Raw genomic sequence first — 26,627 nt, forward strand, 5'->3', positions numbered from 1 at the left:
CTGTTCTCACGGAGCGCTGGGTCGTCTGCCTCGGCGGACGCTGGCCGCACACGTTTCATGACCGCAGGATTGATCTGAGGAAAAGACCATGACTGAAATTCGCGTTCCAACGCTCGGCGAATCCGTGACCGAGGCCACCATCGGCCGGTGGTTCAAGAAGGCCGGTGATGCCGTCGCGGTGGACGAGCCCCTGGTGGAACTCGAGACCGACAAGGTCACGATCGAGGTGCCGGCGCCGTCGGCCGGAACGCTCGGCGAGATCATCGCCAAGGATGGCGAGACGGTCGCCGTCGGCGCGCTGCTCGGCCAGATCAACGACGGTGCCGTTGCCGCCGCCAAGCCTGCGACCGCCGCAGCGCCCGCCAAGGCTGCGGCTCCGGCGGCAGCGCCGCCTGCCGCGGCACCGGCTCCTGCGGCCAAGGCCCCGCCGGCCGACGCGCCGCTTGCGCCTTCGGTGCGCAAGCTCTCCGCCGAAAGCGGCATCGATGCCTCCACCGTCCCCGGCTCGGGCAAGGACGGCCGCGTCACCAAGGGCGACATGCTTGCCGCGATCGAGAAGGCCGCCTCGGCGCCGACCCCGGTCAACCAGCCCGCGGCCGCCGTCCAGGTCCGCGCGCCGTCGCCGGCCGATGACGCCGCGCGCGAAGAGCGCGTGAAGATGACGCGGCTGCGCCAGACCATCGCCCGCCGCCTGAAGGACGTGCAGAACACCGCCGCGATGCTGACGACCTTCAACGAGGTCGACATGACCGAAGTGATGAAGCTGCGTGCCCTCTACAAGGACACGTTCGAGAAGAAGCACGGCTCCAAGCTCGGCTTCATGGGCTTCTTCACCAAGGCGGTGGTGCAGGCGCTCAAGGACATTCCGGCCGTCAACGCCGAGATCGACGGCTCTGACCTGATCTACAAGAACTACTATCACATCGGCGTTGCTGTCGGCACCGACCGCGGCCTCGTGGTGCCGGTCGTGCGCGACTGCGACCACAAGTCGATCGCCGAAATCGAGAAGTCGATCGCCGACTTTGGCCGCCGCGCCCGCGACGGTCAGCTCAAGATCGACGAGATGCAGGGCGGCACCTTCACCATCACCAATGGCGGCATCTACGGCTCGCTGATGTCGACGCCGATCCTCAACGCGCCGCAGTCCGGCATCCTCGGCATGCACAAGATCCAGGAGCGGCCGATGGTGGTCGGCGGCAAGATCGAGGTGCGCCCGATGATGTATCTGGCGCTGTCCTACGATCACCGCGTGATCGACGGCAAGGAAGCGGTCACCTTCCTGGTCCGCGTCAAGGAGAGCCTGGAGGATCCGGCACGCCTGGTGCTGGATCTCTGATCGCGGGGCGTCGTGTCGTCTGATGATGACTTGGCCCGTCCGCCCTGGATGCCGCCGGATATCCCCGACGGCAGCACGCCTCCGGCGTGGGACCAGGAAGAAGCGGACGGTCTCGTCGGTCAATTGGTTCTGGCGGGCATCACCTACGTCGCCGCGGATGGAAAGACGGTGACATCGCAGGTTCAATGTTGGGGCCGGATTGTCAGCGCAAAGCCCGAAGGGATCGCAATCGTGTGCGAAGGCAAGATGTGGATGGGTCAGACCATGACGCTGCCGCCGCACCTGGCGGCGTTTCAGGCGGCGAGGCCCGGCGAGTACAGGCTGCGGTCGACCAACGAGATGGTCGAGAATCCGGACCTGACAACGAGTTGGACAATTACGCAGCCGTCAAAGTCGTAATTTGATGGAACGAGGTTCAAGAATGCGCTTCAGACGTTGGGGGCTGATTTGACCGACAAAGTCGTTGTCATCACCGGCGGCAGCCGCGGCATCGGCCGCGCTGCTGCGCTCGCGGCCGCTGCGCGCGGCTATCGCGTTGTGGTCGGCTACGCGTCCAACAAGGCTGCGGCGGACGAGGTCGTGTCCGCAATCCAGGCGAAGAACGGCAAGGCGATCGCGGTGAAATGCGACGTCGCCAGCGAGCAGGATATCCTGGCGCTGTTCGAGGCCGCCGACGGCTTCGGGACGCTCGGCGCCCTCGTCAACAATGCCGGCATCGTCGGCAAGAGTGGCGTGCGCGTCGATGAGATGTCGGCGGAGCGAATCCAGCAGGTGATGGCGATCAACGTCACCGGCAGCATCCTGTGCGCCCGCGAGGCGGTGAAGCGCATGTCGACGAGGCACGGCGGAAAGGGCGGTGTGATCGTCAACCTGTCCTCGGTCGCAGCAAGGCTCGGCGCGCCGAACACCTATGTCGATTACGCCGCTTCGAAGGGCGCGATCGATTCCTTCACGGTCGGGCTTGGCCACGAAGTCGCGGGCGAAGGCATCCGCGTCGCAGGCATCCGGCCTGGACTGATCGACACCGAGATCCACGCCGCCGGCGGTGAGCCGGACCGCGCGCATCGGCTTGCGCCGATGGTGCCGATGCAGCGCGTCGGCACCGCCGATGAAATCGCCAACGCCATCGTCTGGCTGATCTCGGACGAGGCCTCCTATGTCACCAGCGCGACCCTCGACGTGTCGGGCGGGCGCTAACAGCTGTTACAGAGCTTACCTACAGGATTCTCATCATGGCTTCTTACGATCTCGTCGTCATCGGCACCGGGCCCGGCGGATATGTCTGCGCGATCCGCGCGGCGCAACTCGGCATGAAGGTCGCCGTGGTCGAGAAGAACGCGACGCTCGGCGGCACCTGCCTCAACGTCGGCTGCATGCCGTCGAAGGCGCTGCTGCATGCCTCCGAAATGTTCGAGGAGGCCGCGCATTCCTTCGCGAAGATGGGCGTCAGCGTTTCCGCGCCGAAGCTCGATCTGCCCGCGATGATGACCTTCAAGCAGCAGGGCATCGACGGCAACGTCAAGGGCGTCGAGTTCCTGATGAAGAAGAACAAGATCGACGTGCTCAAGGGCACCGGCAAGATCCTCGGCGCCGGCAAGGTCGAGGTCTCCGGCGGCGGCAAGACCGAGATCGTCGAGACCAGGAACATCGTGATCGCCACCGGCTCCGACATCGCGCGGCTGAAGGGGATCGACATCGATGAGAAGCGTATCGTGTCGTCGACCGGCGCACTCTCGCTGGAAAAGGTGCCCTCGAGCCTCCTGATCGTCGGTGCCGGCGTGATCGGGCTCGAACTCGGTTCGGTGTGGCACCGGCTCGGCGCCAAGGTCACCGTCGTGGAATTTCTCGATCGCATCCTGCCCGGCATGGACGGCGAGGTGGCCAAGCAATTCCAGCGCCTCCTCGAGAAGCAGGGCTTCACCTTCAAGCTCGGCGCCAAGGTCACCTCGGTCGATACCTCCGGCAAGACGCTGGTCGCCAAGGTCGAACCGGCTGCGGGTGGCGCTGCGGAGAGCATCGAAGCTGACGTCGTGCTGGTTTGCATCGGCCGCGTGCCCTACACCGAGGGCCTTGGGCTGAAGGAAGCCGGCGTCGCGGTCGACAATCGCGGTCGCGTCGAGATCGATTCGCACTTCTCGACCAATGTGAAGGGCATCTACGCCATCGGCGACGTCGTGGCGGGGCCGATGCTCGCGCACAAGGCGGAAGACGAGGGCGTTGCCTGCGCCGAGATCATCGCGGGGCAGGCCGGTCATGTGAACTACGACGTCATTCCAGGCGTTGTGTATACCACTCCGGAAGTGTCGTCCGTCGGCAAGACCGAGGAAGACCTCAAGCAGGCGGGTGTTGCCTATACCGTCGGCAAATTTCCCTTCACCGCGAATGGCCGCTCCAAGGTCAACCAGACCACGGATGGCTTCGTGAAGGTTCTCGCAGATGCGAAGACGGATCGCGTGCTCGGCGTGCACATCGTTGGCCGGGAAGCCGGCGAAATGATCCATGAAGCCTGCGTTTTGATGGAATTTGGCGGCTCTGCCGAGGATCTGGCGCGCACCTGCCACGCCCATCCGACCCGGTCCGAAGCCATCAAGGAAGCCGCGCTTGCGGTCGGCAAACGCGCCATCCATATGTGATCGACGCCCGTCCGTCGGCCGGCGAGAGCATGATCCGGAGAACTGGAAGCCGGTCTTCCGAAAAGATCATGCTCAAACAAAGAGATGAGATCATGATGCGACTAGCATCATGATCCAGAGATGACATTGATGCTGCGCCGCCTCCTCCAGCCGCTCTGGATCCTGCTTGCGATCATTTTCCTGATCGAGGCCTGGCTGTGGGATCACGTCGAGCCGATCGTGGCGCGCGCGGTGGCCTTGATTCCGCTGCGTACGTTCAAGCAATGGCTCGCCGACCGTGTCGATTCGCTGTCGCCCGCGATGACGCTGATCGTGTTCGCGGTCCCGATCATTCCGCTGTTTCCGCTCAAGCTGGTCGGGCTGTGGCTGTTGACGCGCAACTATTGGCTCAGCGCGATCTCGCTCATCCTGTTCGTGAAGGTTCTCGGCGTCGGCCTCACCGCCTTTCTTTTCGACGTGACGCGGCCGAAGCTGCTCGAAATGCCCTGGTTCCAGTCGCTGTATGATTTCGTGATTGCGACGCGCGCCAAGGCTACTGCGGTGGTCGAGCCGCTGAAGCGGCGCATCCTCGAGACCGTGCGCGGCGACGGTGACGGATGGTCGGCGCGCATGCTGCGCCTGATCGCGCGTTTCCGCAAAAGCGTGCACGAGGCACGCTAGCTCCATGTCTCTGTCGTCGTCGGGACCGGACGACCCGGTATTACGGAGCCTGCAAATCCAACCCGTAGGGCGCGGTGTACGAGGCGCGCCACCGTCTCAGTGCAGCGGCAACAAATGCGGCTGGAAGATGCCAAATGCCGTGACCGCGATACCGGCGAGAGTCAGGAGGCCCGAGATCCAGGCCAGCGCGGCGATGCCGGTGATGATGGTCGCGGACGCCAGAACGATCGCGATCTGAAAGGCGGCGGAAGCAAGCTCGAAATGGTGATACTTCGCAGTCGACTCGTCGCGCTCATGTTCGGCATGCTTGGCGCGCTCGGCCAGCTGCTCGGTGCCTTCGCCGGTCTCCGGCTCCGAGCGATAACGCGTGGCGGTCTTCTGCCATTCGTCGATCTGCTTCTGCAGCGCTGCCTTGGTGGCGTCGTCGGCCGCACCGGCGAGGCTCAGCTTGCCCTGCTCGGCTGCGGTCTGCACGGTGGTGCGGCGGATGCTCTTGGCCTGGAAGAAGGCCCAGAGGTTGGAGGCCTCGACGTTCTTGCTGATCGATTCGGTCTGCGCGCCCTTGCCGAGCGTTTCAGACAGCGCGAGGCATAGAGCGATCACGGCGATCAGGAGTGCGATCTTCTTGTTCTCGCTGGAGGCATGCTCGGCATGCTCCGCCTGCTCCATGCTTTCATGTGCGCTCATGATTCCCCCCTCCGGATGAGACCGCGCCACGATTGCCGAATGCTGGCCCCAACGCAAGGGGCGAGCCGTTTGTGTCGGACGCGTGAAGATGGAGGCGTGGTCCGGCCGGGCGGCTCAGCCGCGCGGATGAGCCGAGCGGTAGACTTCGAGCAGGCGCTCGCTGTCGATGCCGGTGTAGATCTGCGTTGTCGACAGCGAGGCGTGGCCGAGCAGCTCCTGGATGGCGCGCAGGTCGCCGCCGCGGCTGAGCAGATGGGTGGCAAAGGAGTGCCGCAGCGCGTGCGGTGTCGCACTGTCGGGCAGGCCCAGCGCGCCGCGCAGCCGCTCCATGGTGAGCTGGATGATTCGCGGGCTCAAGGGGCCGCCGCGGGCGCCGACGAACATCGGGCCGGTGGGGCCCAGCTGATGCGGGCAGATCGCGGCGTAGTCTGCGATGAGCTGCAGCACGTTGTGCAGCACCGGCACCATGCGGGTCTTGTTGCCCTTGCCGGTCACGACAAGAACATCGCCTTCGCCGGGCTTCGGCACGTCACGGCGTTTCAGTCCCAGCGCCTCGGAGATGCGCAGGCCCGAACCATAGAGCAGGGCCATCACGGCGGCGTCGCGTACGAGGATCCAGGTCTCGCGTTCCTCGCCGGCACGCTCGTCGGCATCGGCAAAACGCTTGGCCGCTTCCATGTGGATCGGTTTCGGCAGGCTCTTTGCCACTTTCGGCGCGCGAATGGCCGAGAGCGCGCCGACCTTGCCCTTGCCCTCGCGTTCCAGGAAGCGCCCGAACGAGCGCAAACCCGCCAGCGCGCGCATCAGCGACCGCCCGCCGATCTCGTCTGCGCGTCGCATCGCCATGAATGCGCGCACATCGCTCGCCTCCAATCCGGCAAATCCCGTCAGCGTGACCTGCGTGCCCCAATGCCCGGCCAAAAAGCCGAGGCATTGCCTGACGTCGCGGGCATAGGCCTCCAGCGTCTTCGGCGACAGGCGCCGCTCGGCGCGCAAATGCGACAACCAGCGCGCCATCTCCTGCGTGACGGTGCTATCGGCGCAGTCGAGCTCGATCGGTTGGATCGCCGGCTGCTTGCTTGCCTGGTTTGGTCTGGCCATGGCGCTATTGGCGTTGCGATTCGCCAGATTATATCGCACCGGTTTCGTTTACCGTTCGCTAACTTGCCGGGGTGGCGCCGGAGCGCGACGAGATCGGGTCGAATCGTCTTCGTGCTCTCTAGCTTCTTGTCAGGGCATGATCTTTTCGGAAAACCGCTTCACACTTTTCCGGATCATGCTCTAACCTCCGCGGCTCAAAGATCGATTCCGGGATGGACCATACTATCAGCAGCAGCACGGCCTCGACGTCGACGACCCGTGTCGTCGATGTGCTGGTGCCCGTGGCGCTGAATCAGGCCTATTCCTACCGCGTCCCGCGCGACATGGAGCTTGCCCCCGGCGATGTGGTCTGTGTTCCGCTCGGGCCGCGCGAGGTCGTCGCGGTGGTGTGGGCGGAGAATGCGAAGCCGGATCCACGCCTGCATAACCGCCTCAAGGACGTCAGCGACAAGCTCGACGTGCCGCCGCTGAAGGCGGAATTGCGCCAGCTCGTCGATTGGGTGTCCAACTACACGTTGTCAGCCCGCGGCATGGTGCTGCGGATGACGCTGCGCATGGGGGAGAATCTCGGGCCGGAGCGCACGCGTCCCGGCGTGCGGCTGGTCGGCGAGCCGCCGCGGCGCCTGACGCCGGCGCGCCGGCGCGTTATCGACGTGCTGTCGGATGGGCTGTTGCACGGCAAATCGGAGGCGGCGCGGGAGGCCGGGGTCAGTTCCGGGGTGATCGACGGGCTGGTCGATGAAGGCACTCTGACGGTCGAAGCGATGCCGCCGCCGCAGGCGCCGCCGCCTCCGGATCCATCCTACGCTCAGCCGGATTTCTCGCGTGATCAGCGCAGCGCGGTCGATGTGATGCGCACACTCGCGGCGAGCGGCAGCTTTCATGTCGCGCTGCTCGATGGTGTGACCGGATCCGGCAAGACCGAGGTGTATTTCGAGGCGATCGCCGAGAACATAAGGCGCGGCAAACAGTCGCTGATCCTGATGCCGGAGATCGCGCTGACCGGCCAGTTCCTCGACCGCTTCGCACAGCGCTTTGGCGTCCGGCCGCTCGAATGGCATTCGGAGCTGACGCCGCGTACGCGCGCGCGGAACTGGGCCGCGATCTCGGAAGGCAAGGCGCCGGTCGTGGTCGGCGCCCGCTCCGCGCTGTTTCTGCCCTATGCCGATCTTGGGCTCATCATTGTCGATGAGGAGCACGACCAGGCCTACAAGCAGGACGACGGCGCGCATTATCACGCGCGCGACATGGCGGTGGTCCGCGCCCATATCGCCAAGATCCCGATCGTGCTGGCGTCGGCGACGCCGTCGGTCGAAAGCGAGGTCAATGCGCGCAAGGGGCGCTATCAGCGCGTCGCGCTGCCCGCGCGGTTCGGCGGCCAGCACATGCCGCATATCGAGGCGATCGACATGCGGCGCGCGCCGCCGCCGCGCGGCCGCTTCATCTCGCCGCCGCTCGCCGAGCAGATCCGGTATGCGATCGAGCGGCGCGAACAGGCGCTCTTGTTCCTCAATCGCCGCGGCTATGCGCCGCTGACGCTATGCCGTGCCTGCGGGCATCGCTTCGCCTGTACCATCTGCGATGCCTGGCTGGTCGATCACCGCTTCCGCCAGCGCCTCGTCTGCCATCATTGCGGCTTCTCCATGCCGCGCCCGAACATCTGTCCGCATTGCGCGGCGGAGGAATCGCTGGTCGCCGTCGGTCCCGGTGTCGAGCGTCTGCAGGAGGAGGCGGCAAGCATCTTCCCCGAGGCCCGCACCATGGTGCTGTCGAGCGATCTCATCACCTCGATCGAGACCATGCGCAGCGAGCTGAACGAGATCGCCGAGGGCCGTGTCGACGTCATCATCGGCACCCAGCTCGTGGCCAAGGGCCACAATTTCCCGCGGCTCAACCTGGTCGGTGTCGTCGATGCCGATCTCGGCCTCAGCAACGGCGATCCGCGCGCCGCCGAGCGCACGTTCCAGCTGCTGAACCAGGTGGTCGGCCGCGCCGGCCGCGACAAGGGCCGCGGCGTCGGCTATTTGCAGACGCACCAGCCGGAGCACCCCGTTATCAAGGCCCTGATCGCGAGCGACCGCGAGGCGTTCTACGCGAGCGAGATCGATATCCGCGAACGCACCGGCTACCCGCCGTTCGGTCGGCTGGCGAGCCTGATCATCTCTGCCGGCGACCGTCCGACCGCCGAGGGCTTTGCGCGCAAGCTCGCGGCAACGGCGCCGCTCGACGACCGGATCCAGGTGCTCGGCCCCGCCGAGGCGCCCCTTGCGGTCATCAAGGGCCGCTATCGCTTCCGCCTGCTGGTGAAGTCGCTGCGCAACGTCGACCTCTCGCAATATTTGCGCGGTTGGCTGGCCGCAGGTCCCAAGACCAAGGGCAACCTGAAGCTCGAGGTCGACGTCGATCCGCAGAGCTTCCTGTAAAGAAAAAGCCTGCCGTCATTCGCGACGGCAGGCCATTTCTTGGCGCGCGACGCAGGCCTCGCGGCCGTTACGCAACGCAACGCTTACTGAACGCTTACGAGACGACCTCGGCGGTGACACGGCCGACGCCGGCACCGGTCAGGCCGATGGCGCGGGCTGCGCCGGTGGAGAGGTCGAGCACGCGGCCGCGGACGAACGGGCCACGATCGTTGATGGTGACGATGACGCTGCGGCCGCCATGGGTGACGCGGACCTTGGTGCCGAACGGCAGCGAGCGATGGGCTGCGGTCATGGCGTTCTGGTTGAAGCGCTGACCCGAGGCGGTGCGGCTGCCCGATTCATTGCCGTAGAACGAGGCCATCCCTGAGAACGTGTGGCCGCCGGTCGGCTGCGCAATCGAAGCATTGGCATCCCGCCAGGACGACCCCTCGGCCTCGGCGCGATGATGATGGTGGTGATAGGCGTAGCGGTGGTGTCTGGACTTTGCGGACGCCTCGGTGGCGGTGCCCCCCACCAGCAGAGTTGCGGCGACAACAGCAAGCGCCGTTCGTGACTGGGTTACATTCCCCAGCATCTTGATATTCAGCATTGATAAGACCCTCAGACAGTATTGCCACTAACGCGGCAAGTGGAACCCCCGTCCCATTGTTGACCAAGGCCGTTTGATTTTGCATTGCGGCACGAATTGGGCAGTAAATCGGGATTGTCTCCGCCTGAAATATCTTGTTACCGCGGGAGGGTATTGCCGAGAGATTCCTTAATCTTTGGCTTTAACTGAATTTTAATCCATCTAATACTTACAAATACTGCTTAACGAAGCCACGGTAAGTTTTCGGTAAGTAATCGCCAAATGGAACGTCGGTCCGCTCCGGGTTCCCGCGCTTCGATTCATGGACCTATGCGGATTGTTGCGGGAACCAATCGGGGCGAGCGCGCAGCCATACCGGCGGGGCCGAATTCCCGCGTGCCGAATTGCTTGGTTCTGCAGGCTGCGACCGTCGTCGAAAGGCTTGTGCGGCAAGGCGGTCTCGGCCGTGCCGTCATGTTGCACCTGCGCGATTGCTATGTTAGCAAAGCCGCGATTTTAACGGTCCCGGCACGTTCCGTGCCGGTCGAAAATCGAAGTCCCGCTTGAATTCCAAGGGCTTGGATCGCTAGGCGCTGCTTTGGTGGCGACGGTTTTTCCCTTGCGAGTTTGACAGCAAAAAAGAGCGAGCTCGTGGCTGCTGAAGATCCGTCCGTTTCGGGAGTGTCCGGTCGTTACGCAACGGCCCTGTTCGAGTTGGCTCGCGATGAGCAATCCCTCGATCAAGTAAAGGCCGACCTCGACAAGTTCGAGGCCTTGCTCAACGAGAGCGCTGACCTGAAGCGGCTCGTGCGCAGCCCGGTGTTTTCCGCGGATACCCAGTTGAAGGCGCTGAGCGCGGTGCTCGACAAGGCCGGCATCGCCGGCACCACTGCCAAATTCCTCAAGGTGCTCACTGCCAACCGACGGCTATTCGCCGTGTCCGATGTGCTCCGCGCCTATCGCGCGCTGGTGGCGAAGTTCAAGGGTGAGGCGACCGCTGACGTCACCGTCGCCGAGCAGCTCAGTGACAAGAATCTCGACGCGCTGAAGACCGCACTGAAGTCGGTGACGGGCAAGGACGTCGCGCTCAACGTGAAGGTCGATCCCTCCATTATCGGTGGCCTGGTGGTCAAGCTTGGCAGCCGCATGGTGGATAGTTCGCTTCGCACCAAACTCAATTCGATCAAGAACGCGATGAAAGAGGCAGGCTGATGGACATCCGCGCCGCGGAAATTTCCGCGATCCTCAAGGACCAGATCAAGAATTTCGGCCAGGAGGCCGAGGTCACCGAAGTCGGGCAGGTGCTGTCGGTCGGTGACGGTATCGCTCGCGTCTACGGCCTCGACAATGTCCAGGCCGGTGAAATGGTCGAGTTCGAGAACGGCACGCGCGGCATGGCGCTCAACCTCGAAACCGACAACGTCGGTATCGTGATCTTCGGCGCCGACCGCGAGATCAAGGAAGGCCAGACCGTCAAGCGCACCCGCGCCATCGTGGACGCTCCCGTCGGCAAGGGCCTGCTCGGCCGCGTCGTCGACGCGCTCGGCAACCCGATCGACGGCAAGGGCCCGATCCAGGCCACCGAGCGCAAGCGCGTCGACGTCAAGGCGCCCGGCATCATTCCGCGCAAGTCGGTGAACGAGCCGATGGCCACCGGCCTGAAGGCGATCGACGCGTTGATTCCGATCGGCCGCGGCCAGCGCGAGCTGATCATCGGCGACCGCCAGACCGGCAAGACCGCGATCGCGCTCGACACCATCCTGAACCAGAAGCCGCTCAACGCGCAGCCGGACGAGAACATCAAGCTGTACTGCGTCTACGTCGCGGTCGGCCAGAAGCGTTCCACCGTCGCGCAGTTCGTCAAGGTGCTCGAAGAGCAGGGCGCGCTGGAATACTCGATCGTCGTCGCGGCGACCGCGTCCGATCCGGCCCCGATGCAGTACATCGCGCCGTTCACCGGCTGCACCATGGGCGAGTACTTCCGCGACAACGGCATGCACGCCGTGATCATCTATGACGACCTTTCCAAGCAGGCCGTCGCCTACCGCCAGATGTCGCTGCTGCTGCGCCGTCCGCCGGGCCGCGAAGCCTATCCGGGCGACGTGTTCTACCTGCACTCCCGCCTGCTCGAGCGCGCCGCCAAGCTCAACAAGGAGCACGGCTCCGGCTCGCTGACCGCGCTGCCGGTCATCGAAACCCAGGCCAATGACGTGTCGGCCTACATTCCGACCAACGTGATTTCGATCACCGACGGCCAGATCTTCCTGGAGACCGACCTGTTCTTCCAGGGCATCCGTCCCGCCGTGAACGTCGGTCTGTCGGTGTCGCGCGTCGGCTCCTCGGCGCAGACCAAGGCGACCAAGAAGGTCGCCGGCAAGATCAAGGGCGAGCTCGCGCAGTACCGCGAAATGGCTGCCTTCGCGCAGTTCGGCTCCGATCTCGATGCCTCGACGCAGCGCCTGCTGAACCGCGGCTCGCGCCTCACTGAGCTCCTCAAGCAGCCGCAGTTCGCGCCGCTGAAGATGGAAGAGCAGGTCTGCGTGATCTGGGCCGGCACCAACGGCTATCTCGATCCGCTCCCGCTCAACAAGGTGAAGGCGTTCGAGGAAGGTCTGCTGTCGCTGCTGCGCGGCAAGAACGTCGAGATCCTCAACGCGATCCGCGACAGCCGCGATCTTTCCGACGACACGGCCGCCAAGCTGAAGGCGGTGGTCGAAGGCTTCGCCAAGGGCTTCGTGTAAGCGGTTGCATGAACTGGGGCGTCGCCCGGCCGCCGGCCGGGCGTGACCGATCAAGAGGCACGCGATCTGACCCCCGTGGTCGGATCGCCGGGGTGGACGAAGAATGGCGTCACTGAAAGACATGCGGGTCCGCATCGCCTCGACCAAGGCGACGCAGAAGATCACCAAGGCCATGCAGATGGTCGCGGCCTCGAAGCTGCGCCGTGCGCAGCACGCCGCCGAGGCGGCGCGGCCCTATGCCGACAAGATGGACGCGGTGATCTCCAACATCGCCGCAGCCGCGAGCGGTTCGCCGGGCGCGCCGACCCTGCTGGCCGGCACCGGCAAGGACCAGGTGCATCTGTTGCTGGTTTGCACCGGCGAACGCGGCCTGTCGGGTGCGTTCAACTCCTCCATCGTGCGCCTCGCGCGCGAGCGCGCGCTGGCGCTTGCCGCGCAGGGCAAGGAGGTCAAGTTCTTCTGCGTCGGGCGCAAGGGCTACGAGCAGCTGCGCCGGACCTTCGACAGGCAGATCGTCGAGCATGTCGATCTGCGTGCGGTGCGCCAGCTCGGCTTCGTCAATGCCGAGGACATCGCGCAGAAGGTGCTGGCCCGGTTCGATGCCGGAGAGTTCGATGTCTGCACGCTGTTCTACTCGCGCTTCAAGTCGGTGATCGCCCAGATCCCGACCGCGCAGCAGATCATCCCGCTCGAGGTGACGGCGCCGGCGGCCAACGCAAGCTCGTCCACGTCCTACGAATATGAGCCGGAGGAGGACGAGATCCTCACCCGTCTGCTGCCGCGTAATCTCGCCGTGCAGGTCTTCCGTGCACTGCTCGAGAACAACGCCTCGTTCTACGGCGCTCAGATGAGCGCGATGGACAACGCGACGCGCAACGCCGGCGAAATGATCCGCAAGCAAACCCTGATCTACAACCGGACCCGCCAGGCCCAGATCACGAAGGAGCTGATTGAAATCATCTCCGGCGCTGAGGCGGTCTAAGGCAGATTTTCGAAGGAGAACGTTCCATGGCTACAGCAGCCAACCAGATCGGTCGCGTCACCCAGATCACGGGCGCCGTGGTCGACGTGCAGTTCGAAGGCCACCTTCCGGCGATTCTCAACTCGCTCGAGACCAAGAACGGCGGCAACCGCCTGGTGCTCGAGGTCGCGCAGCATCTCGGTGAGTCGACGGTGCGCACGATCGCGATGGACACCACCGAGGGCCTGGTCCGTGGCCAGGAGGTGACCGACACCGGCGCTCCGATCCGGGTGCCGGTCGGCGAGGGTACGCTCGGCCGCATCATCAACGTCGTCGGCGAGCCGATCGACGAAGCGGGTCCGGTCAAGGCCGAAGGCCTGCGCGCCATCCACCAGGATGCGCCGACCTATACCGACCAGTCGACGGAAGCCGAGATTCTCGTCACCGGCATCAAGGTCGTGGATCTTCTCGCTCCGTATGCGAAGGGTGGCAAGATCGGCCTGTTCGGCGGCGCCGGCGTCGGCAAGACGGTGCTCATTCAGGAGCTGATCAACAACGTCGCGAAGGCGCACGGCGGTTACTCCGTGTTCGCCGGCGTCGGTGAGCGCACCCGCGAAGGCAACGACCTCTATCACGAGTTCATCGAATCCAAGGTCAACGCCGATCCGCACAATCCGGATCCGAGCGTGAAGTCGAAGTGCGCGCTGGTGTTCGGCCAGATGAACGAGCCGCCGGGCGCCCGCGCCCGCGTCGGCCTGACCGGTCTGACCGTCGCCGAGCATTTCCGCGACCAGGGCCAGGACGTGCTGTTCTTCGTCGACAACATCTTCCGCTTCACGCAGGCGGGTTCGGAAGTGTCGGCGCTGCTCGGCCGTATCCCGTCGGCGGTGGGTTATCAGCCGACGCTCGCCACCGACATGGGCGCGCTGCAGGAGCGCATCACCACCACACAGAAGGGCTCGATCACCTCGGTGCAGGCGATCTACGTGCCGGCCGACGACTTGACCGACCCGGCGCCCGCCACCTCGTTCGCGCATTTGGACGCCACCACGGTGCTGTCGCGCGCGATCTCGGAAAAGGGCATCTATCCGGCGGTGGACCCGCTCGACTCGACCTCGCGCATGCTGTCGCCGCTCGTCGTCGGCGAGGAGCACTACAGCACCGCGCGTCTCGTTCAGCAGATCCTGCAGCGCTACAAGTCGCTCCAGGACATCATCGCCATTCTCGGCATGGACGAGCTCTCGGAAGAAGACAAGCTGACCGTTGCCCGCGCCCGCAAGGTCGAGCGCTTCCTGTCGCAGCCGTTCCACGTCGCCGAAGTCTTCACCGGCTCGCCGGGCAAGTTCGTCGACCTCGCTGACACCATCAAGGGTTTCCGCGATCTCTGCGAGGGCAAGTACGACCACCTGCCGGAAGCGGCCTTCTACATGGTCGGCACCATCGAAGAAGCCGTCGAGAAGGGCAAGAAGCTCGCCGCCGAGGCGGCGTAAGCAGGCGAATGGCGAATAGGGAGTAGCGAATATCAATCGCGCACTCCCTTTGCCGCCACTCGCTATTCGCTATTCACCATTCGCAGGTTTTCCATGGCCACCTTCCACTTCGATCTCGTCTCCCCCGAAAAGCTCACCTTCTCCGGCGAGGTCGATCAGGTTGACGTTCCCGGCGTGGAAGGCGATTTCGGCGTGCTCGCCGGACATGCGCCGGTCGTGGCCGGAGTTCGTCCGGGTATCCTAACCATCACCGCCGCCGGCAAGCGCGAGAAGCTGATCGTGCTCGGCGGTATTGCTGAAGTGTCGGAAAAGGGCCTGACCGTGCTCGCCGAGGTCGCGACCGCGCTCGCTGAGCTGGATCGTGCCAAGTTCGCCGACACGGTCAAGGAGATGGAAGACAAGCTCGCCGAAAAGGAGGGCTCCGAACTCGACAATGCGATCGAGCGGCTCGATCACTTCAAGAGCATTCAGAACGAGCTCAACACGACGGCGATGCACTAGAGCCGCGCCTGGCCAAGTAGCTTTGTGGCCAGTTATCCTGGCGACCTGGTGCCACAAAAATCCGAACCGATTCAGCGCTCGCCAGCCCCTGGCGGGCGCTGAATGCTTGTTGCACCCCGGAACGTCTGACGGCATTCTCCCGGCATGCTCGTGTTTCGGGGCTGATACTCATGAAACGCAAGATCGCGGCGATCTTTGCGGCCGATATTGCAGGCTACAGCCGCCTGGTTGCGGAGGATGAGGAGGAGACGCTGCGGCGGCTCGCATCCTACCGGCAGGTCACCGATGATTTCATCGCCAAGTGCGGCGGCCGTATCTTCAACACCGCGGGTGATGCGGTGCTTGCGGAATTTCCCAGCGCGGTCGAAGCGGTGCGCTGCGCCATCGACATTCAGGAAAGCCTGCGTACCCGCAACATGGCGTATCCGCCGAGTCGGCAGATGGCGTTTCGCATCGGTATCACCATCGGCGACGTGGTCGAGCGCGACGGTGACCTGCTCGGCGACGGTGTCAATATCGCCGCGCGGCTCGAGGGCCTCGCGGAGGTTGGCGGCATCTGCGTGTCCCGCGCGGTGCACGAGCAGGTCGCCAACAAGCTGTCGGTGCAGTTCGCCGATATCGGCGCGCAGGAAGTGAAGAACATTCCGACCCCCGTGCATGCCTACATGATCGCGATGCGGCGCGAGGACGGCACCTACGCGACCCCGCAGCTCAAGAAGCCGGTCAAGCCGGGCTCTGCCGGCGCACCCGCCTGGATGTGGCCGGTGTCGGCAACCCTGGTCCTGCTCGCTGCGATCGGGGTCGGTGGTTTCCTCTACTACACCAAGCTCGAAACGTCGGTGACGCAGCCCACCATGGTCGCAAGCAACGCCGCGACACCGGCAGCTTCGCCGGGGCCGATGCCGCCGTCAGCGCCGTCAGCCACATCGTCGCCTGCGCCCGCTTCCGCGACGGCGGCGCCGGCTCCGCCGACGTCGGCACCGCCAAACGAGCGTTTCGCCGCTGACAGCATTCCCTTCATCAGCGACCGTAACCGTGTCCTTCTTGCCAATGAATATGTGAGGGCTGGTGATGCCAAGGCGCTTGCCATCAACCTCAACGGCTTCATCGGCTGGGTCGCGGGGCAGGCGAACGAGGACGCCGCGAAGGCCGCGGCGCTCGATCAGTGCCAGAAACGTGCCGATAATGTCGGCACGCCGCGCCGGTGCGAGCTTTACGCCGTCGGCAACACGGTCGTGTATGTGCACGGTCGGCCGCCGCTGCCGCCACTGCCCTGGGTCAAGCGTGATTCGCTGGTTGAGAAGCCATTCGCGTCAAAGGATATGCCGATGGTGCACGAGCCTGGCAGAAACCGGCTCGATAGCCTCTTCACGCCGGGGCGCAAGACGAAAACGATCGCGCTTGGGCCGGGCGCCCAGTTCTTCTTCAACTCCGGCATGGACACGCTCGAAGAGTCGACGCGACGTAACCTGCAGGCTTGCGGCGCACTTGCCGGTGTTCCCTGCATGATCGTGGCCGTTGACGACGTCTTTGTCGTCCCGATTCCGACAACATCGCGCGTGACCGGCTTCTTCAAGGCCGCCGATAGTTCGGTGATCACGCCGAATGAACGAAGCGATATCGCGCACAGGCTCGCGGAGGCGACGACGGGCTGGAATGCGGTCGCGGTCGGCACGCAGGGCCGGCCGGGCCTCGGACTGAAGGCGGCCAGCGAGGCCGCCGCGGTCAATGCTGCCCTTGGCGACTGTGCCAGACGCGACAGCGATTGCCATGTGATCGCGATCGGGCCATTCGCGGTCAGCCCGAATTAACGCGCGAATTCCGCGAAGCGCACGGCGACCGCGCGATAGACATCGCGGCGGAACGGGACCACGAGATCCGCGACACGGTCGAGACGCTCCCAGCGCCACTGATCGAACTCCGCGGGCTGGCCGTTGCGCGGCGTCAGCGGATCGATCTCGTCGTCGCGTCCGGTGAAGCGGAGCGCGAACCATTTCTGCCGCTGCCCGCGGAATTTCGCCAGCCGATGCGTTTGTGGTCCGTCATAGGGTGGGAATTCGTAGGTCATCCAGTCGGTCTCGCCGAGATAGTCGGCGCTGACGGCCCCGGTCTCTTCCCAAAGTTCGCGCATCACCGCCTGACGCGGATCCTCGCCCGGGTCGATGCCGCCTTGCGGCATCTGCCATTCGAGACCGGGCAGCACGATCTCCGGCCCATCATCCTTGAACCGGCGCCCGATCAGCACGCGCCCACCTGCATTGAACAGCGCAATGCCCACGTTGGGCCGATAGGGTTTGTCCGACTGCATGGCGGCGAATCTAGAGCATGATCCGGAAGAGTGCGTAGCGGTTTTCCCTCGCGACAAACGCGGAACGCGTTTGCGCGGAGATCATGCTCAAACAACGAGCTAAAGCGCGATGCCGATTCATTGCGCTCTAGCCGGTCGCGAGCCCGGCGAATTCCTTCACCACGCGCTCATAGACCGGCCGCTTGAACGGCACGATGAGTTCAGGGAGGTTCTTCATCGGCTCCCAGCGCCATGAGACGAACTCGGCCTTGTGGCCTCCACCGGGATTGGCGACGTTGATCTCGTTGTCCTTGCCGGTGAAGCGCAGCGCGAACCATTTTTGCCGTTGCCCGCGATAGCGGCCTTTCCAGGCGCGCCCGGCGACGGTGCGCGGGATGTCATAGATCAGCCAGTCGGCAACTTCACCGAGCTTCTCCACCGATTTGACGCTGGTTTCCTCGTAAAGCTCGCGCTTGGCGGCCTGAAACGTGTCCTCGCCGGGATCGACGCCCCCTTGCGGCATCTGCCAGACATGGGCTTCATCGACGTGCTCGATGCCGCCTGCCCGACGCCCGATGAAGACCAGTCCCGCCGCATTCAACAGCATGATGCCAACGCAGGTTCGATAGGGCAGGTCTTCGTAACGTGCCATGCCGCCGATACCTCGCACTTCTGAGGCCAGCCGACCCGGCCCCCCGGCAAGGTCGTACCAACAGATTGATCTTCAGCTCGATTTTGATTTCAGCATCGCCGTTGTCAATGGCACAAGCATAATGCCCTTCGAGTCCAGGCTCTTGATCCAGCTGGCCAGCCGCTCGATCGATACCGGCAGCGCCGAGGCGACGCCGATGGCGGTTCCGCGTTCCTTGGCGAGCGTCTCCAGCTTGACCAGCGTGCGGTCGATTTCCGCCGAGGTCGGCACCGCATCGATAGTGAAATCGGCCTTGGCAAACGGCATGGCCTGCCCTGCCGCCAGTGACTGGGCGACGCTCCTCGGGGTGGAACCATCGTCGAAATATCCGAGGCCGCGCTTTGCCGCCTCGCGGACGATCGGTTGCATGACGAGATCGGTCGCAACGAATCGAGCGCCCATGAAGTTCGCGATGCCTGCGTAGCCCTGCAGCCGGCTCAGGTGCCAATAAAGGCGGTCGAGGTTCTGTTCGCTTGGCAGCGTCGTCAGCAGCGTCTGCGGTCCCGGATCGTTGTCGGGGTAGTCGAACGGCTCCATCGGGATTTGCAGCAGGATCTCATGCCGCTGCGCCCGGGCGCGTTCGGCCAGCTTGCCGGGGTCGGCCCCGTAGGGCGTGAAGGCCAGCGTCACCGCCGAAGGCAGTTTGACGATAGCGTCGGCGGTCTTGGCGGCGCCGACACCGAGGCCTGCGACCACGACCGCCACCACGGGCATCCCGGCGGCCTTGGCGCGGTCGGCGTCGGCTGCATAGACGGTGAAGGGCTTCAGCCCGTCTGCGACCATGGGGATCATGCCGTAACGCGTTTTTTCCAGAAGGCGAGGGTCGACCCCTGCCATGGCTGCGACGGGCGCCGGGCTGTCGGCGTTGCCCTTGTCGGCCGGGTCACCGGCGCCGATCACGACGTCCTGGCGCTTGCCGCTCGAGCCGTCGATGATGGTGACGGTCCGTGCATCGCTTGCGGCCGGCGGCTTGGGAGCCGATTTCACGGCCACTGCGGCCTGGCTGGCCGGCGCCTGCTTGTCCACTGCCGCAGGCGTGTCCTGCTTGCGGAGCGCGATATGGGCGATCGGCTCGCCCCCGAGCGGATTGTCGTTGAACAGCGCGACGCCGACGAACCCGACCAGCACGAGCCCAAGCAGCACGGCGAGCGCCTGCATCGCCGTGAACGGCAGGCGAAACCGGCGCGTCCTGCTCACGGTGTCCTGCCCGAGCGGCGTGCTTAGTTCGTCGGCCGCCTCTGCCATGACCCTCCCCGAATCAACAGCGCAAACGATACCACGGCGCGGCGCATTCCTGTGCGTGCCCGATCCCCGTCAGAGCCCGGTGCGGACTCGGAAACGCAAAAGGGCGGCGCGAAGGCCGCCCCTTGTCGAATCAGTTCTGAACCGGGCTTGCCGGGATCAGTTGTCGGACTTGCCAGCCGGCTTGTCGCCTGCGGCCTTGTCGGTCGCCGCGGCAGGCGCCGGAGGCGTGGTCGCATTCGCGGTCGACTTGATGCCGTGTAGCAGGTCGTCAGCCATCTTGAGCGCCTTGTCGTCCTTGGCATCCGGCGGCACGTAGGATTGCGAGCCGGTCTTCTCGTCGCCGTCGTTCTTCAGATGGCCGCGCAGCGAGGCCTCGCCCTTGGTGTCGGTGCGCGCCTTCAGCTCGTCCGGCACGTCCTGCAGCACCTCGATGTCGGGAACGATGCCCTTGGCCTGGATCGACTTGCCCGAAGGCGTGTAGTAGCGCGCGGTGGTCAGGCGGAGCGCGCCATTGCCCGAGCCGAGCGGGATGATGGTCTGCACCGAGCCCTTGCCGAACGAGCGCGTTCCGACCAGCGTCGCGCGCTTGTGGTCCTGCAGCGCGCCGGCAACGATTTCGGAGGCCGAGGCCGAGCCGCCGTTGATCAGCACGATGACCGGCTTGCCCTTGGTGAGGTCGCCCGGGTGAGCGGTGCGGCGCTGCGTTTCCTCGGCGTTGCGTCCGCGGGTCGAGACGATCTCGCCGCGCTCAAGGAACGCATCGGAGACCGTGACCGCTTCCTCCAGCAGGCCGCCGGGGTTGTTGCGCAGATCGATGATGTAGCCCTTCAGCTTGTCGCCGATCTGGCCCTGCAGATTGGCGATCTCCTTCTTCAGGCCTTCGGTGGTCTGCTCGTTGAAGGTGGTGATGCGGATGTAGGCGATGTCGTCGGCCTCGACGTGGGCGCGCACCGAGCGGACGCGGATGTTGTCGCGCACCAGCGTGACGTCGATCGGATTGTCCTGGCCCTTGCGGATGATCTTGAGCTTGATCTTGGTGTTGACCGGACCGCGCATCTTCTCGACGGCCTGGTTCAGGGTCAGGCCCTGCACCTGCTCATCGTCGAGCTGGGTGATGATGTCGTTGGCCATGATGCCGGCCTTCGACGCAGGAGTGTCGTCGATCGGCGAGACCACCTTGATCAGGCCGTCCTCCATCGTGACCTCGATGCCGAGGCCGCCGAACTCGCCGCGGGTCTGCACCTGCATGTCGCGGAAGCTCTTGGCATCCATGTAACTGGAATGCGGATCGAGGCCGGACAGCATGCCGGAGATCGCGGATTCGACAAGCTTGCTGTCGTCCGGCTTCTCGACATAGTCGCTGCGCACCCGCTCGAACACGTCGCCGAACAGGTTGAGCTGGCGATAGGTGTCAGAGGTCGCGGCGCGCGCGCTCGATCCCATCAGCACAGCGCGGGGCTGCGTGACGAAAAGCGTCAATGCCGCGCCGGTGGCGGCGCTGAGGAGAATTAGAGAAGTCTTGCGCATCATCCGCGAACCTTTTCGCCTTCATTTGCGGTCCACCATGGACCTGGATCGATTGGAGTGCCGTCTTTGCGGAACTCGACGTAGAGCACTGGCTGGCTCGCATTGGTCGCGAGAATGGATGCGACCTGGGATGTGGACCCCATCGTCGCGACCGGCTCCCCCGTAAGTACAAACTGGCCGATGTTTACCGAAATACGCTCCATCCCGGCGATCAGGACATGATACCCGCCCCCGGCATTGAGGATCAAGAGTTGTCCGTAAGAGCGGAAAGGACCCGCATAGACAACCCACCCGTCACACGGGGTTGTGACCTGTGCGCCGGCCTTGGTTGCCAAGGAAATGCCTTTTTGTACACCGCCGGAGCCGTCGGAACCGCCAAAATCGCGAATCTTGGTGCCGTTAACCGGGTATGAGAACAGGCCTTTGGCCGAGGCGAAGGCGACCGCCGGGCTCATCCGGGCCGGGTCCTTGAGAGCTCCCAGGTTCGGCTTGCCGTTAACCGTCGCGGGCGCGCCCTGGAGGCTGGCCGTCGCGGCGGCCTTGGCCGCGCTCTTGAGGTCCTGCTCCATCTTGGCGATCAGGCCCTGCAGGCTGTCGGCCTGCTTGGACAGCGCAATGGCGCGGGCGCCCTCCGCCTGCATGTCCTGCTCGGCGGCGCTCTGTTGCCGCTGCCGCTCGTCGACGAGCGCGGCGAGCCGGGTCTGGTCGTCCTTGAGCTTGTCGCGGTCGCGCGCCAGCGTGTCGCGCTCGGTCGAGATGGTCTTGCGCAGCGCGACCAGCTCGCCGAGATCGGTCGCAAGCTTCTCGGCCCGGCCGCGCAATTCCGGCACCACGGCGCCGAGCAGCATCGCGGTGCGCAGCGATTGCAGCGCATCCTCGGGTCGCACCAGCAGCGCCGGCGGAGTGCGTCGTCCGGCGCGCTGAAGCGCGGCGAGCACTTCGATGACCTCGGCGCGGCGCGAATCGAGCGAGGCGCGGATCTCCCGCTCGCGACCGTCGAGCGCCTGTAGCCGCGCCTCTGCGTCGACGATCCGCGCCTCGACGCCGCGCACCTGGCCGGCGATATCGATCAGCTGCTGGTTGAGCTTGCTGCGGTCCTGGCCGATCGCCGCGATGTCGGCTTTCAGCTTCTCCTGGAGCTCGGTGGCCTTGCGCTGTTGCTCGCGCGCGGCTTCGAGCTCCTGCTCACGCTGCTTGATGGCGTCGGGCGACGTTGCGTCGGCCTGTTGCGGCGGCGGCGCGGCTTGCGCGCGCGCCGGTGTCAGCGGACATGCCGCGAGCATGGCGGCTGAAAGCGACAGCGATATCGGCAGCCAGGCGCGGCGAGCGGCGCCGGAGTGCAAAACTGTGTTCCCGTCGTGCTGCATGCGATGTGTTCAGCGCTCTCGCCCCGTCACCGCGCGCGATCAAACGCGGTGATAGGGGTGGCCGGCCAGAATGGTCGCGGCACGATATACCTGTTCCAGAAGCATGATGCGGACCATTTGATGCGGCCAGGTCGCCGAGCCGTACGCGATGCGGAGCGCAGCCTTGCGCTGCAATTCGGGCGAAAGTCCGTCGGCGCCGCCGATCATGAAGACGGCATTCGCGCCCTCGTCGCGCCAGCGGCCGAGTTGCCGGGCAAAGGCTGCGCTATCGATGCTCTTGCCGTGCTCGTCGAGCGCCACCAGCACGTGCTTGTCCGGCATCAGCGCCGAGATGGAAGCAGCCTCTTCGGTGATCCGCGCGCCGGCGTCTCGCGCGCGGCTTTCGGCAATTTCGTGGACCTCGAGGCCGCGGAAGCCGAGCTTGCGGCCGATGTCGTCGAAGCGCTCGCGGTAGCGCTCGGCGAGCTCCCGTTCCGGGCCCTGTTTCAGTCGGCCGATGCAGATCACGACGAGGCGCATTAACGCACGTTACCATGCGCCTCAGCCGATTCGCATCGGCTCCGGAAAACCTAGACCGCCGCGACCGCCGGGTTCTGAGTCCACAACCGTTCGAGGTTGTAGAACTCGCGTACCTCGGGTCTGAACACGTGCACGATCACGTCGCCGGAGTCGATCAGCACCCAGTCGCAATTGGGCAAGCCCTCGACATGGACGCTCTTGACCCCGCTTTCCTTCAGGCCCTTCGTCACATTTTCCGCGATCGCACCGACGTGCCGGTTGGCCCGGCCCGAAGTGATGATCATGTAGTCGGAATATGCGGATTTGCCGCGAAGGTCGATGGTGACCGTTTCTTCCGCCTTCATGTCGTCGAGGCGGGAGAGGATCAGGTTCAGCGTCTTGTTGGCATCCGGTTCGTGGGCGTCCGGTTGCGCCTGCAAGGCCGCGGTTTTCGTCGATGTTTTACGCGCAGTCTTGGGAACCTTGGGTAAAACAGACTTGGACAATACAGATGTGGCCAGGGACCATTCCTTTCACTGTATCGCGGGGCCGAATCCTCGGCACCCACACACCATACTACGCATGTGGGGTTAATGGTTTCAATATTCCAGTAACCCTCATGTGCTTCACGCCGTTCTCCAGCTCCCGTCCGGGTTCCGGAGTCCGGTCGAAGACAGTTTGGATTTCATGCCGGTGAGGAAGACCCAGGCCGGGGCCTGCTGGTCGGCCAGCCGGGTGGCCTGGTTCTCGGGCAAGCGGTAGCGCGCCAGCGCCAGCGCCGCGGGCGCGGCAAGGGCGCGGAAGCTCTGCGGCGGGCGGTCGATCACGGCAATCGGTACATCCGAGGCGATGCGCCGCCAATCTTTCCAGCGATGGAATTGCGCGAGGTTGTCAGCGCCCATGATCCAGACAAAATGCACGCCGGCGACGCGGCGCCGCAATTGGATGATCGTGTCGACAGTGTAGCGCGTACCGATGACAGCTTCGAGACAGCTGATGTCGATGCGCGGATCGTCGGCGACGCGTTGCGCGGCCTCCGCCCGCTCGGCGAGCGCACGCAGGCCGTCGTGGTTCTTCAGCGGATTGCCTGGCGTCAGGAGCCACCAGACGCGATCGAGCTGCAGCCGCTTGAGCGCGAACTGGCTGATCGCGCGATGCGCCGCGTGCGGCGGATTGAACGAGCCGCCGAGCAGGCCGACGCGCATGCCGTTGGTGTAGAACGGGAGCGCACGGGCTGCGGATGGCTGCGCGGTCGAAGCTTGCTGCAATGGGCTACCGCACGCGTCGAGGGATGATCACGGCCGCGTCTGTCCCGTGCCGTGAACGCGATATTTGAAGCTCGTCAGCTGCTCGGCGCCGACCGGACCGCGGGCGTGGAATTTTCCGGTCGCGATCCCGATCTCCGCGCCGAAGCCGAACTCGCCGCCATCGGCAAACTGCGTCGAAGCGTTGTGCAGCACGATCGCCGAGTCGACCTCGCTCAGGAATTTTTCCGCGGCCGTCGCATCGTCGGCGACGATCGAATCGGTGTGGTGCGAGCCGTACCTCTGGATATAGGCGATCGCGCCGTCGACGCCGTCGACGACCCGCGCAGCAATCACGGCATCGAGATATTCCTTGCCCCAATCCTCGTCGGTGGCCGGCTTGACGCGTGCATCGACCTTCTGGGCGGCGGCGTCGCCGCGTACCTCGCAGCCGGCGTCGAGCAGCATCTCGACCAGCGGCTTGAGGCTGGTCGCCGCAGCGGCGCGATCGACCAGCAGGGTCTCGGCCGCGCCGCAGACGCCGGTACGGCGCATCTTGGCGTTCAGCACGATCGATTTTGCCATATCGAGGTTTGCGCTGGCGTCGACATAGACGTGGTTGACGCCTTCGAGATGCGCGAACACGAGTACCCGCGCTTCCGCCTCGACGCGTGAGACCAGGCTCTTGCCTCCGCGTGGCACGATCACGTCGATGCCGCCATTGAGGCCCGACAGCATCAGGCCGACGGCTGCGCGGTCGCGGGTCGGGACCAGCGTGATCGCGGCTTCCGGCAGGCCGGCCTCGCGCAGACCCTGCACCAGGCAATCATGGATCGCGCGGCAGGAGCGGAAGCTGTCGGAGCCGCCGCGCAGGATCACGGCGTTTCCGGCCTTCAGGCAAAGCACGCCGGCGTCGGCCGCGACGTTGGGGCGGCTTTCGAAGATCACGCCGATCACGCCGAGCGGCACGCGTACGCGCTCGATGGTCATGCCGTTCGGGCGCTGCCAGCTTTCGGTGATGGCGCCGACCGGATCGGGAATCCCGCGCACGGTCGCAACGCCATCGGCCATGCCGTCGACGCGCGCTTGCGTCAGCGTCAGGCGGTCGAGGAAGGCGGAGGTGATGCCGGCCGCGCGTGCTTCCGCGACATCCTCGGCATTGGCGGCCAGGATCGCCGGCGCATGCGCGCGAATCGCTGCCGCGATCGCTGCCAGCGCCCGGTTCTTCTGCTCGGGCGGCGCCAGCGCCAGCACGCGCGCGGCGGCGCGCGCGTTGGCGGCGAGATCGGTCATCAGGGCGGCGAGATCGGCGTTGCCGTCGATCGCCTTCAGAGGCGCGGTCATGGACGTCCCAGCTTTTGACTAACACCATGTTCTAGCATGGCAATTGAGGGGTGGCGAGGCGCGGAACCGGCATGGCAGGTGGGCGGCCGGCTGCCGGCGGTCGGTCCGGCAGGCCATTTGGGCCTATTTGGCCGGGATCGCCCCGGCCGGGCCGATCACGAGATCGTCGCGATGGATCATCTCGGAGCGGCCGCTGGTGCCCAGGATCGCCATCACGTCGGGCGAGGAGCGGCCCTTGATCTTCTCGGCGTTATCGGCGTCGTAGGCGACAAGGCCGCGGCCGATCTCATGGGTGTCGGGGCCGCGCACCACCACGGCATCGCCGCGCGCGAACTGGCCCTCGACCCTGACAACTCCGGCCGGCAGCAGGCTCTTTCCGGCGCGCAGTGCAGCCACCGCGCCGGCATCGATGGTCAGCGTGCCCTTGGGCTCGAGCGAGCCCGCGATCCAGCGCTTTCGCGCGGTGACGGGATTGGCAGGCGTCAGGAACCAGGTGCAGCGGCTGCCGTCGGCGATCGCGGCAAGCGGATGCTCGATCTTGCCGGAGGCGATCAGCATATGGGTGCCGGCGGTGGTCGCGATCTTGGCGGCTTCGATCTTGGTGTACATGCCGCCGCGCGACAGTTCGGATTCGGCGGCCCCCGCCATCGCCTCGATTTCAGACGTCACGCTCTCGACGATCGGGATCAGTTCCGCATCCGGATTGGCCGAAGGCGGCGCGGTGTAGAGGCCGTCGATGTCGGACAGCAGGATCAGGAGATCCGCGCTCGTCATGGTGGCGACGCGGGCGGCGAGGCGATCATTGTCGCCGTAGCGGATCTCGTTGGTGGCGACCGTATCGTTCTCGTTGATCACGGGCACCGCGTGCCATTCCAGCAGCTTGGCGATCGTCGAGCGCGCGTTGAGATAGCGGCGGCGCTCCTCGGTATCCTGCAGCGTCACGAGGATCTGCCCGGCGCCGATGCCGTGATGGCCGAGCACCTCCGACCAGATCCGCGCCAGTGCGATCTGACCAACCGCTGCGGCAGCCTGGCTCTCCTCGAGCTTCAGGGGTCCACGCGGCAGCTTCAGCCGGCCGCGGCCGAGCGCGATCGAGCCTGACGAAACCACCATGATCTCGCGGCCGTCCTTGTGCAGCTTCGCGATGTCGTCGACCAGTGCCGCGAGCCAGGATGCGCGCACCTCACCGGCCTGCGAATCGACCAGCAGGGACGAGCCGACCTTGACGACGATGCGGCGGAAATTCTTGAGCGCGGGGCGTTTCATGGGTGCGGTCTGGGACGGATCGAGGGAAGCAATACGCGCCACGTCGAGACTTTGGAA

At 65.2% G+C, this 26,627-nt stretch carries 25 protein-coding genes; 12 read left to right on the plus strand and 13 right to left on the minus strand.

Annotated elements, in window-relative coordinates:
• Window positions 1-88 precede the first annotated feature (88 nt).
• The 5 genes from odhB to JQ586_RS17045 all read left to right on the plus strand — a co-directional run bounded on the left by odhB (window position 89) and on the right by JQ586_RS17045 (window position 4,629).
• Window positions 89-1,336 (plus strand): 2-oxoglutarate dehydrogenase complex dihydrolipoyllysine-residue succinyltransferase, encoded by a 1,248-nt coding sequence (odhB, locus tag JQ586_RS17025; RefSeq protein ID WP_212395751.1) that lies wholly within the window; start codon window positions 89-91, stop codon window positions 1,334-1,336.
• Window positions 1,337-1,366: 30 nt separating this feature from the next.
• Window positions 1,367-1,735 carry a hypothetical protein gene (locus tag JQ586_RS17030; RefSeq protein ID WP_212395752.1) on the plus strand — a complete coding sequence of 123 codons (369 nt, stop codon included), beginning with the start codon at window positions 1,367-1,369 and terminating at the stop codon, window positions 1,733-1,735.
• A gap of 48 nt (window positions 1,736-1,783) precedes the next feature.
• The gene (locus JQ586_RS17035) at window positions 1,784-2,533 is read left to right on the plus strand and encodes an SDR family oxidoreductase (protein WP_212395753.1); all 750 of its coding nucleotides are present in this window, start codon (window positions 1,784-1,786) and stop codon (window positions 2,531-2,533) included.
• A 35-nt stretch (window positions 2,534-2,568) separates the two neighbouring features.
• Window positions 2,569-3,969 (plus strand): dihydrolipoyl dehydrogenase, encoded by a 1,401-nt coding sequence (lpdA, locus tag JQ586_RS17040; RefSeq protein ID WP_212395754.1) that lies wholly within the window; start codon window positions 2,569-2,571, stop codon window positions 3,967-3,969.
• A 129-nt stretch (window positions 3,970-4,098) separates the two neighbouring features.
• Window positions 4,099-4,629, plus strand: coding sequence for a hypothetical protein (locus tag JQ586_RS17045; RefSeq protein ID WP_212395755.1), 531 nt, complete (start codon window positions 4,099-4,101; stop codon window positions 4,627-4,629).
• Window positions 4,630-4,725: 96 nt separating this feature from the next.
• Here JQ586_RS17045 and JQ586_RS17050 read toward each other — a convergent pair whose 3' ends face one another.
• Window positions 4,726-5,316: a DUF4337 domain-containing protein gene (locus tag JQ586_RS17050; RefSeq protein WP_212395756.1), complete on the minus strand. Its 591-nt coding sequence runs from the start codon at window positions 5,314-5,316 to the stop codon at window positions 4,726-4,728.
• A 114-nt stretch (window positions 5,317-5,430) separates the two neighbouring features.
• The gene (locus tag JQ586_RS17055) at window positions 5,431-6,417 is read right to left on the minus strand and encodes a tyrosine recombinase XerC (RefSeq protein ID WP_212395757.1); all 987 of its coding nucleotides are present in this window, start codon (window positions 6,415-6,417) and stop codon (window positions 5,431-5,433) included.
• A gap of 212 nt (window positions 6,418-6,629) precedes the next feature.
• On the opposite strand from JQ586_RS17055, the gene JQ586_RS17060 reads away from it, so the two are divergent.
• Entirely contained in the window at window positions 6,630-8,840 is a 2,211-nt protein-coding gene (locus JQ586_RS17060; RefSeq protein WP_212395758.1) for a primosomal protein N', read from the plus strand.
• Window positions 8,841-8,934: 94 nt separating this feature from the next.
• Here JQ586_RS17060 and JQ586_RS17065 read toward each other — a convergent pair whose 3' ends face one another.
• A complete protein-coding gene (locus JQ586_RS17065; RefSeq protein ID WP_212395759.1) occupies window positions 8,935-9,429 on the minus strand; it encodes a septal ring lytic transglycosylase RlpA family protein in 495 nt (164 codons plus the stop codon).
• 630 nt (window positions 9,430-10,059) lie between these two features.
• On the opposite strand from JQ586_RS17065, the gene JQ586_RS17070 reads away from it, so the two are divergent.
• From JQ586_RS17070 to JQ586_RS17095, 6 genes are all read left to right on the plus strand, one after another.
• Window positions 10,060-10,620 carry a F0F1 ATP synthase subunit delta gene (locus tag JQ586_RS17070; RefSeq protein WP_212395760.1) on the plus strand — a complete coding sequence of 187 codons (561 nt, stop codon included), beginning with the start codon at window positions 10,060-10,062 and terminating at the stop codon, window positions 10,618-10,620.
• Complete coding sequence (gene atpA / locus JQ586_RS17075) at window positions 10,620-12,149, plus strand: F0F1 ATP synthase subunit alpha (RefSeq protein ID WP_212395761.1); 1,530 nt, start codon at window positions 10,620-10,622, stop codon at window positions 12,147-12,149. The genes JQ586_RS17070 and atpA overlap by 1 nt, the downstream gene beginning before the upstream one ends.
• 103 nt (window positions 12,150-12,252) lie before the next feature.
• Window positions 12,253-13,131, plus strand: a complete 879-nt coding sequence (locus JQ586_RS17080) for a F0F1 ATP synthase subunit gamma (RefSeq protein ID WP_212395762.1) — start codon at window positions 12,253-12,255, stop codon at window positions 13,129-13,131.
• 26 nt (window positions 13,132-13,157) lie between these two features.
• Window positions 13,158-14,600, plus strand: a complete 1,443-nt coding sequence (atpD, locus tag JQ586_RS17085; protein WP_212395763.1) for a F0F1 ATP synthase subunit beta — start codon at window positions 13,158-13,160, stop codon at window positions 14,598-14,600.
• Between the two features lie 93 nt (window positions 14,601-14,693).
• Window positions 14,694-15,101 (plus strand): F0F1 ATP synthase subunit epsilon, encoded by a 408-nt coding sequence (locus tag JQ586_RS17090; protein WP_212395764.1) that lies wholly within the window; start codon window positions 14,694-14,696, stop codon window positions 15,099-15,101.
• A 170-nt stretch (window positions 15,102-15,271) separates the two neighbouring features.
• Window positions 15,272-16,912 carry an adenylate/guanylate cyclase domain-containing protein gene (locus tag JQ586_RS17095; RefSeq protein WP_212395765.1) on the plus strand — a complete coding sequence of 547 codons (1,641 nt, stop codon included), beginning with the start codon at window positions 15,272-15,274 and terminating at the stop codon, window positions 16,910-16,912.
• Here the strand turns inward: JQ586_RS17095 and JQ586_RS17100 are convergent.
• From JQ586_RS17100 to proB, 10 genes are all read right to left on the minus strand, one after another.
• Window positions 16,909-17,409 (minus strand): RNA pyrophosphohydrolase, encoded by a 501-nt coding sequence (locus tag JQ586_RS17100; RefSeq protein ID WP_212395766.1) that lies wholly within the window; start codon window positions 17,407-17,409, stop codon window positions 16,909-16,911. The genes JQ586_RS17095 and JQ586_RS17100 overlap by 4 nt on opposite strands.
• A gap of 127 nt (window positions 17,410-17,536) precedes the next feature.
• Entirely contained in the window at window positions 17,537-18,040 is a 504-nt protein-coding gene (locus tag JQ586_RS17105) for an RNA pyrophosphohydrolase (RefSeq protein ID WP_212395767.1), read from the minus strand.
• Between the two features lie 72 nt (window positions 18,041-18,112).
• Complete coding sequence (locus tag JQ586_RS17110; RefSeq protein ID WP_212395768.1) at window positions 18,113-19,324, minus strand: divergent polysaccharide deacetylase family protein; 1,212 nt, start codon at window positions 19,322-19,324, stop codon at window positions 18,113-18,115.
• A gap of 156 nt (window positions 19,325-19,480) precedes the next feature.
• Window positions 19,481-20,854 carry a S41 family peptidase gene (locus tag JQ586_RS17115; protein WP_212395769.1) on the minus strand — a complete coding sequence of 458 codons (1,374 nt, stop codon included), beginning with the start codon at window positions 20,852-20,854 and terminating at the stop codon, window positions 19,481-19,483.
• Entirely contained in the window at window positions 20,851-22,218 is a 1,368-nt protein-coding gene (locus JQ586_RS17120) for a peptidoglycan DD-metalloendopeptidase family protein (RefSeq protein ID WP_212395770.1), read from the minus strand. The genes JQ586_RS17115 and JQ586_RS17120 overlap by 4 nt, the downstream gene beginning before the upstream one ends.
• Before the next feature lie 39 nt (window positions 22,219-22,257).
• Window positions 22,258-22,737, minus strand: coding sequence for a 23S rRNA (pseudouridine(1915)-N(3))-methyltransferase RlmH (gene rlmH, locus JQ586_RS17125; protein WP_212395771.1), 480 nt, complete (start codon window positions 22,735-22,737; stop codon window positions 22,258-22,260).
• 50 nt (window positions 22,738-22,787) lie between these two features.
• Window positions 22,788-23,156 carry a ribosome silencing factor gene (gene rsfS, locus JQ586_RS17130; RefSeq protein WP_283815457.1) on the minus strand — a complete coding sequence of 123 codons (369 nt, stop codon included), beginning with the start codon at window positions 23,154-23,156 and terminating at the stop codon, window positions 22,788-22,790.
• 186 nt (window positions 23,157-23,342) lie between these two features.
• Window positions 23,343-23,984 carry a nicotinate-nucleotide adenylyltransferase gene (locus JQ586_RS17135; RefSeq protein ID WP_212395772.1) on the minus strand — a complete coding sequence of 214 codons (642 nt, stop codon included), beginning with the start codon at window positions 23,982-23,984 and terminating at the stop codon, window positions 23,343-23,345.
• Window positions 23,985-24,011: 27 nt separating this feature from the next.
• Complete coding sequence (locus JQ586_RS17140; RefSeq protein ID WP_212395773.1) at window positions 24,012-25,304, minus strand: glutamate-5-semialdehyde dehydrogenase; 1,293 nt, start codon at window positions 25,302-25,304, stop codon at window positions 24,012-24,014.
• 123 nt (window positions 25,305-25,427) lie between these two features.
• A complete protein-coding gene (proB, locus tag JQ586_RS17145) occupies window positions 25,428-26,570 on the minus strand; it encodes a glutamate 5-kinase (protein WP_212395774.1) in 1,143 nt (380 codons plus the stop codon).
• Between the last annotated feature and the right edge of the window lie 57 nt (window positions 26,571-26,627).

The sequence above is a fragment of the Bradyrhizobium jicamae genome, from assembly GCF_018130215.1.
Lineage (GTDB): Bacteria > Pseudomonadota > Alphaproteobacteria > Rhizobiales > Xanthobacteraceae > Bradyrhizobium > Bradyrhizobium jicamae_A.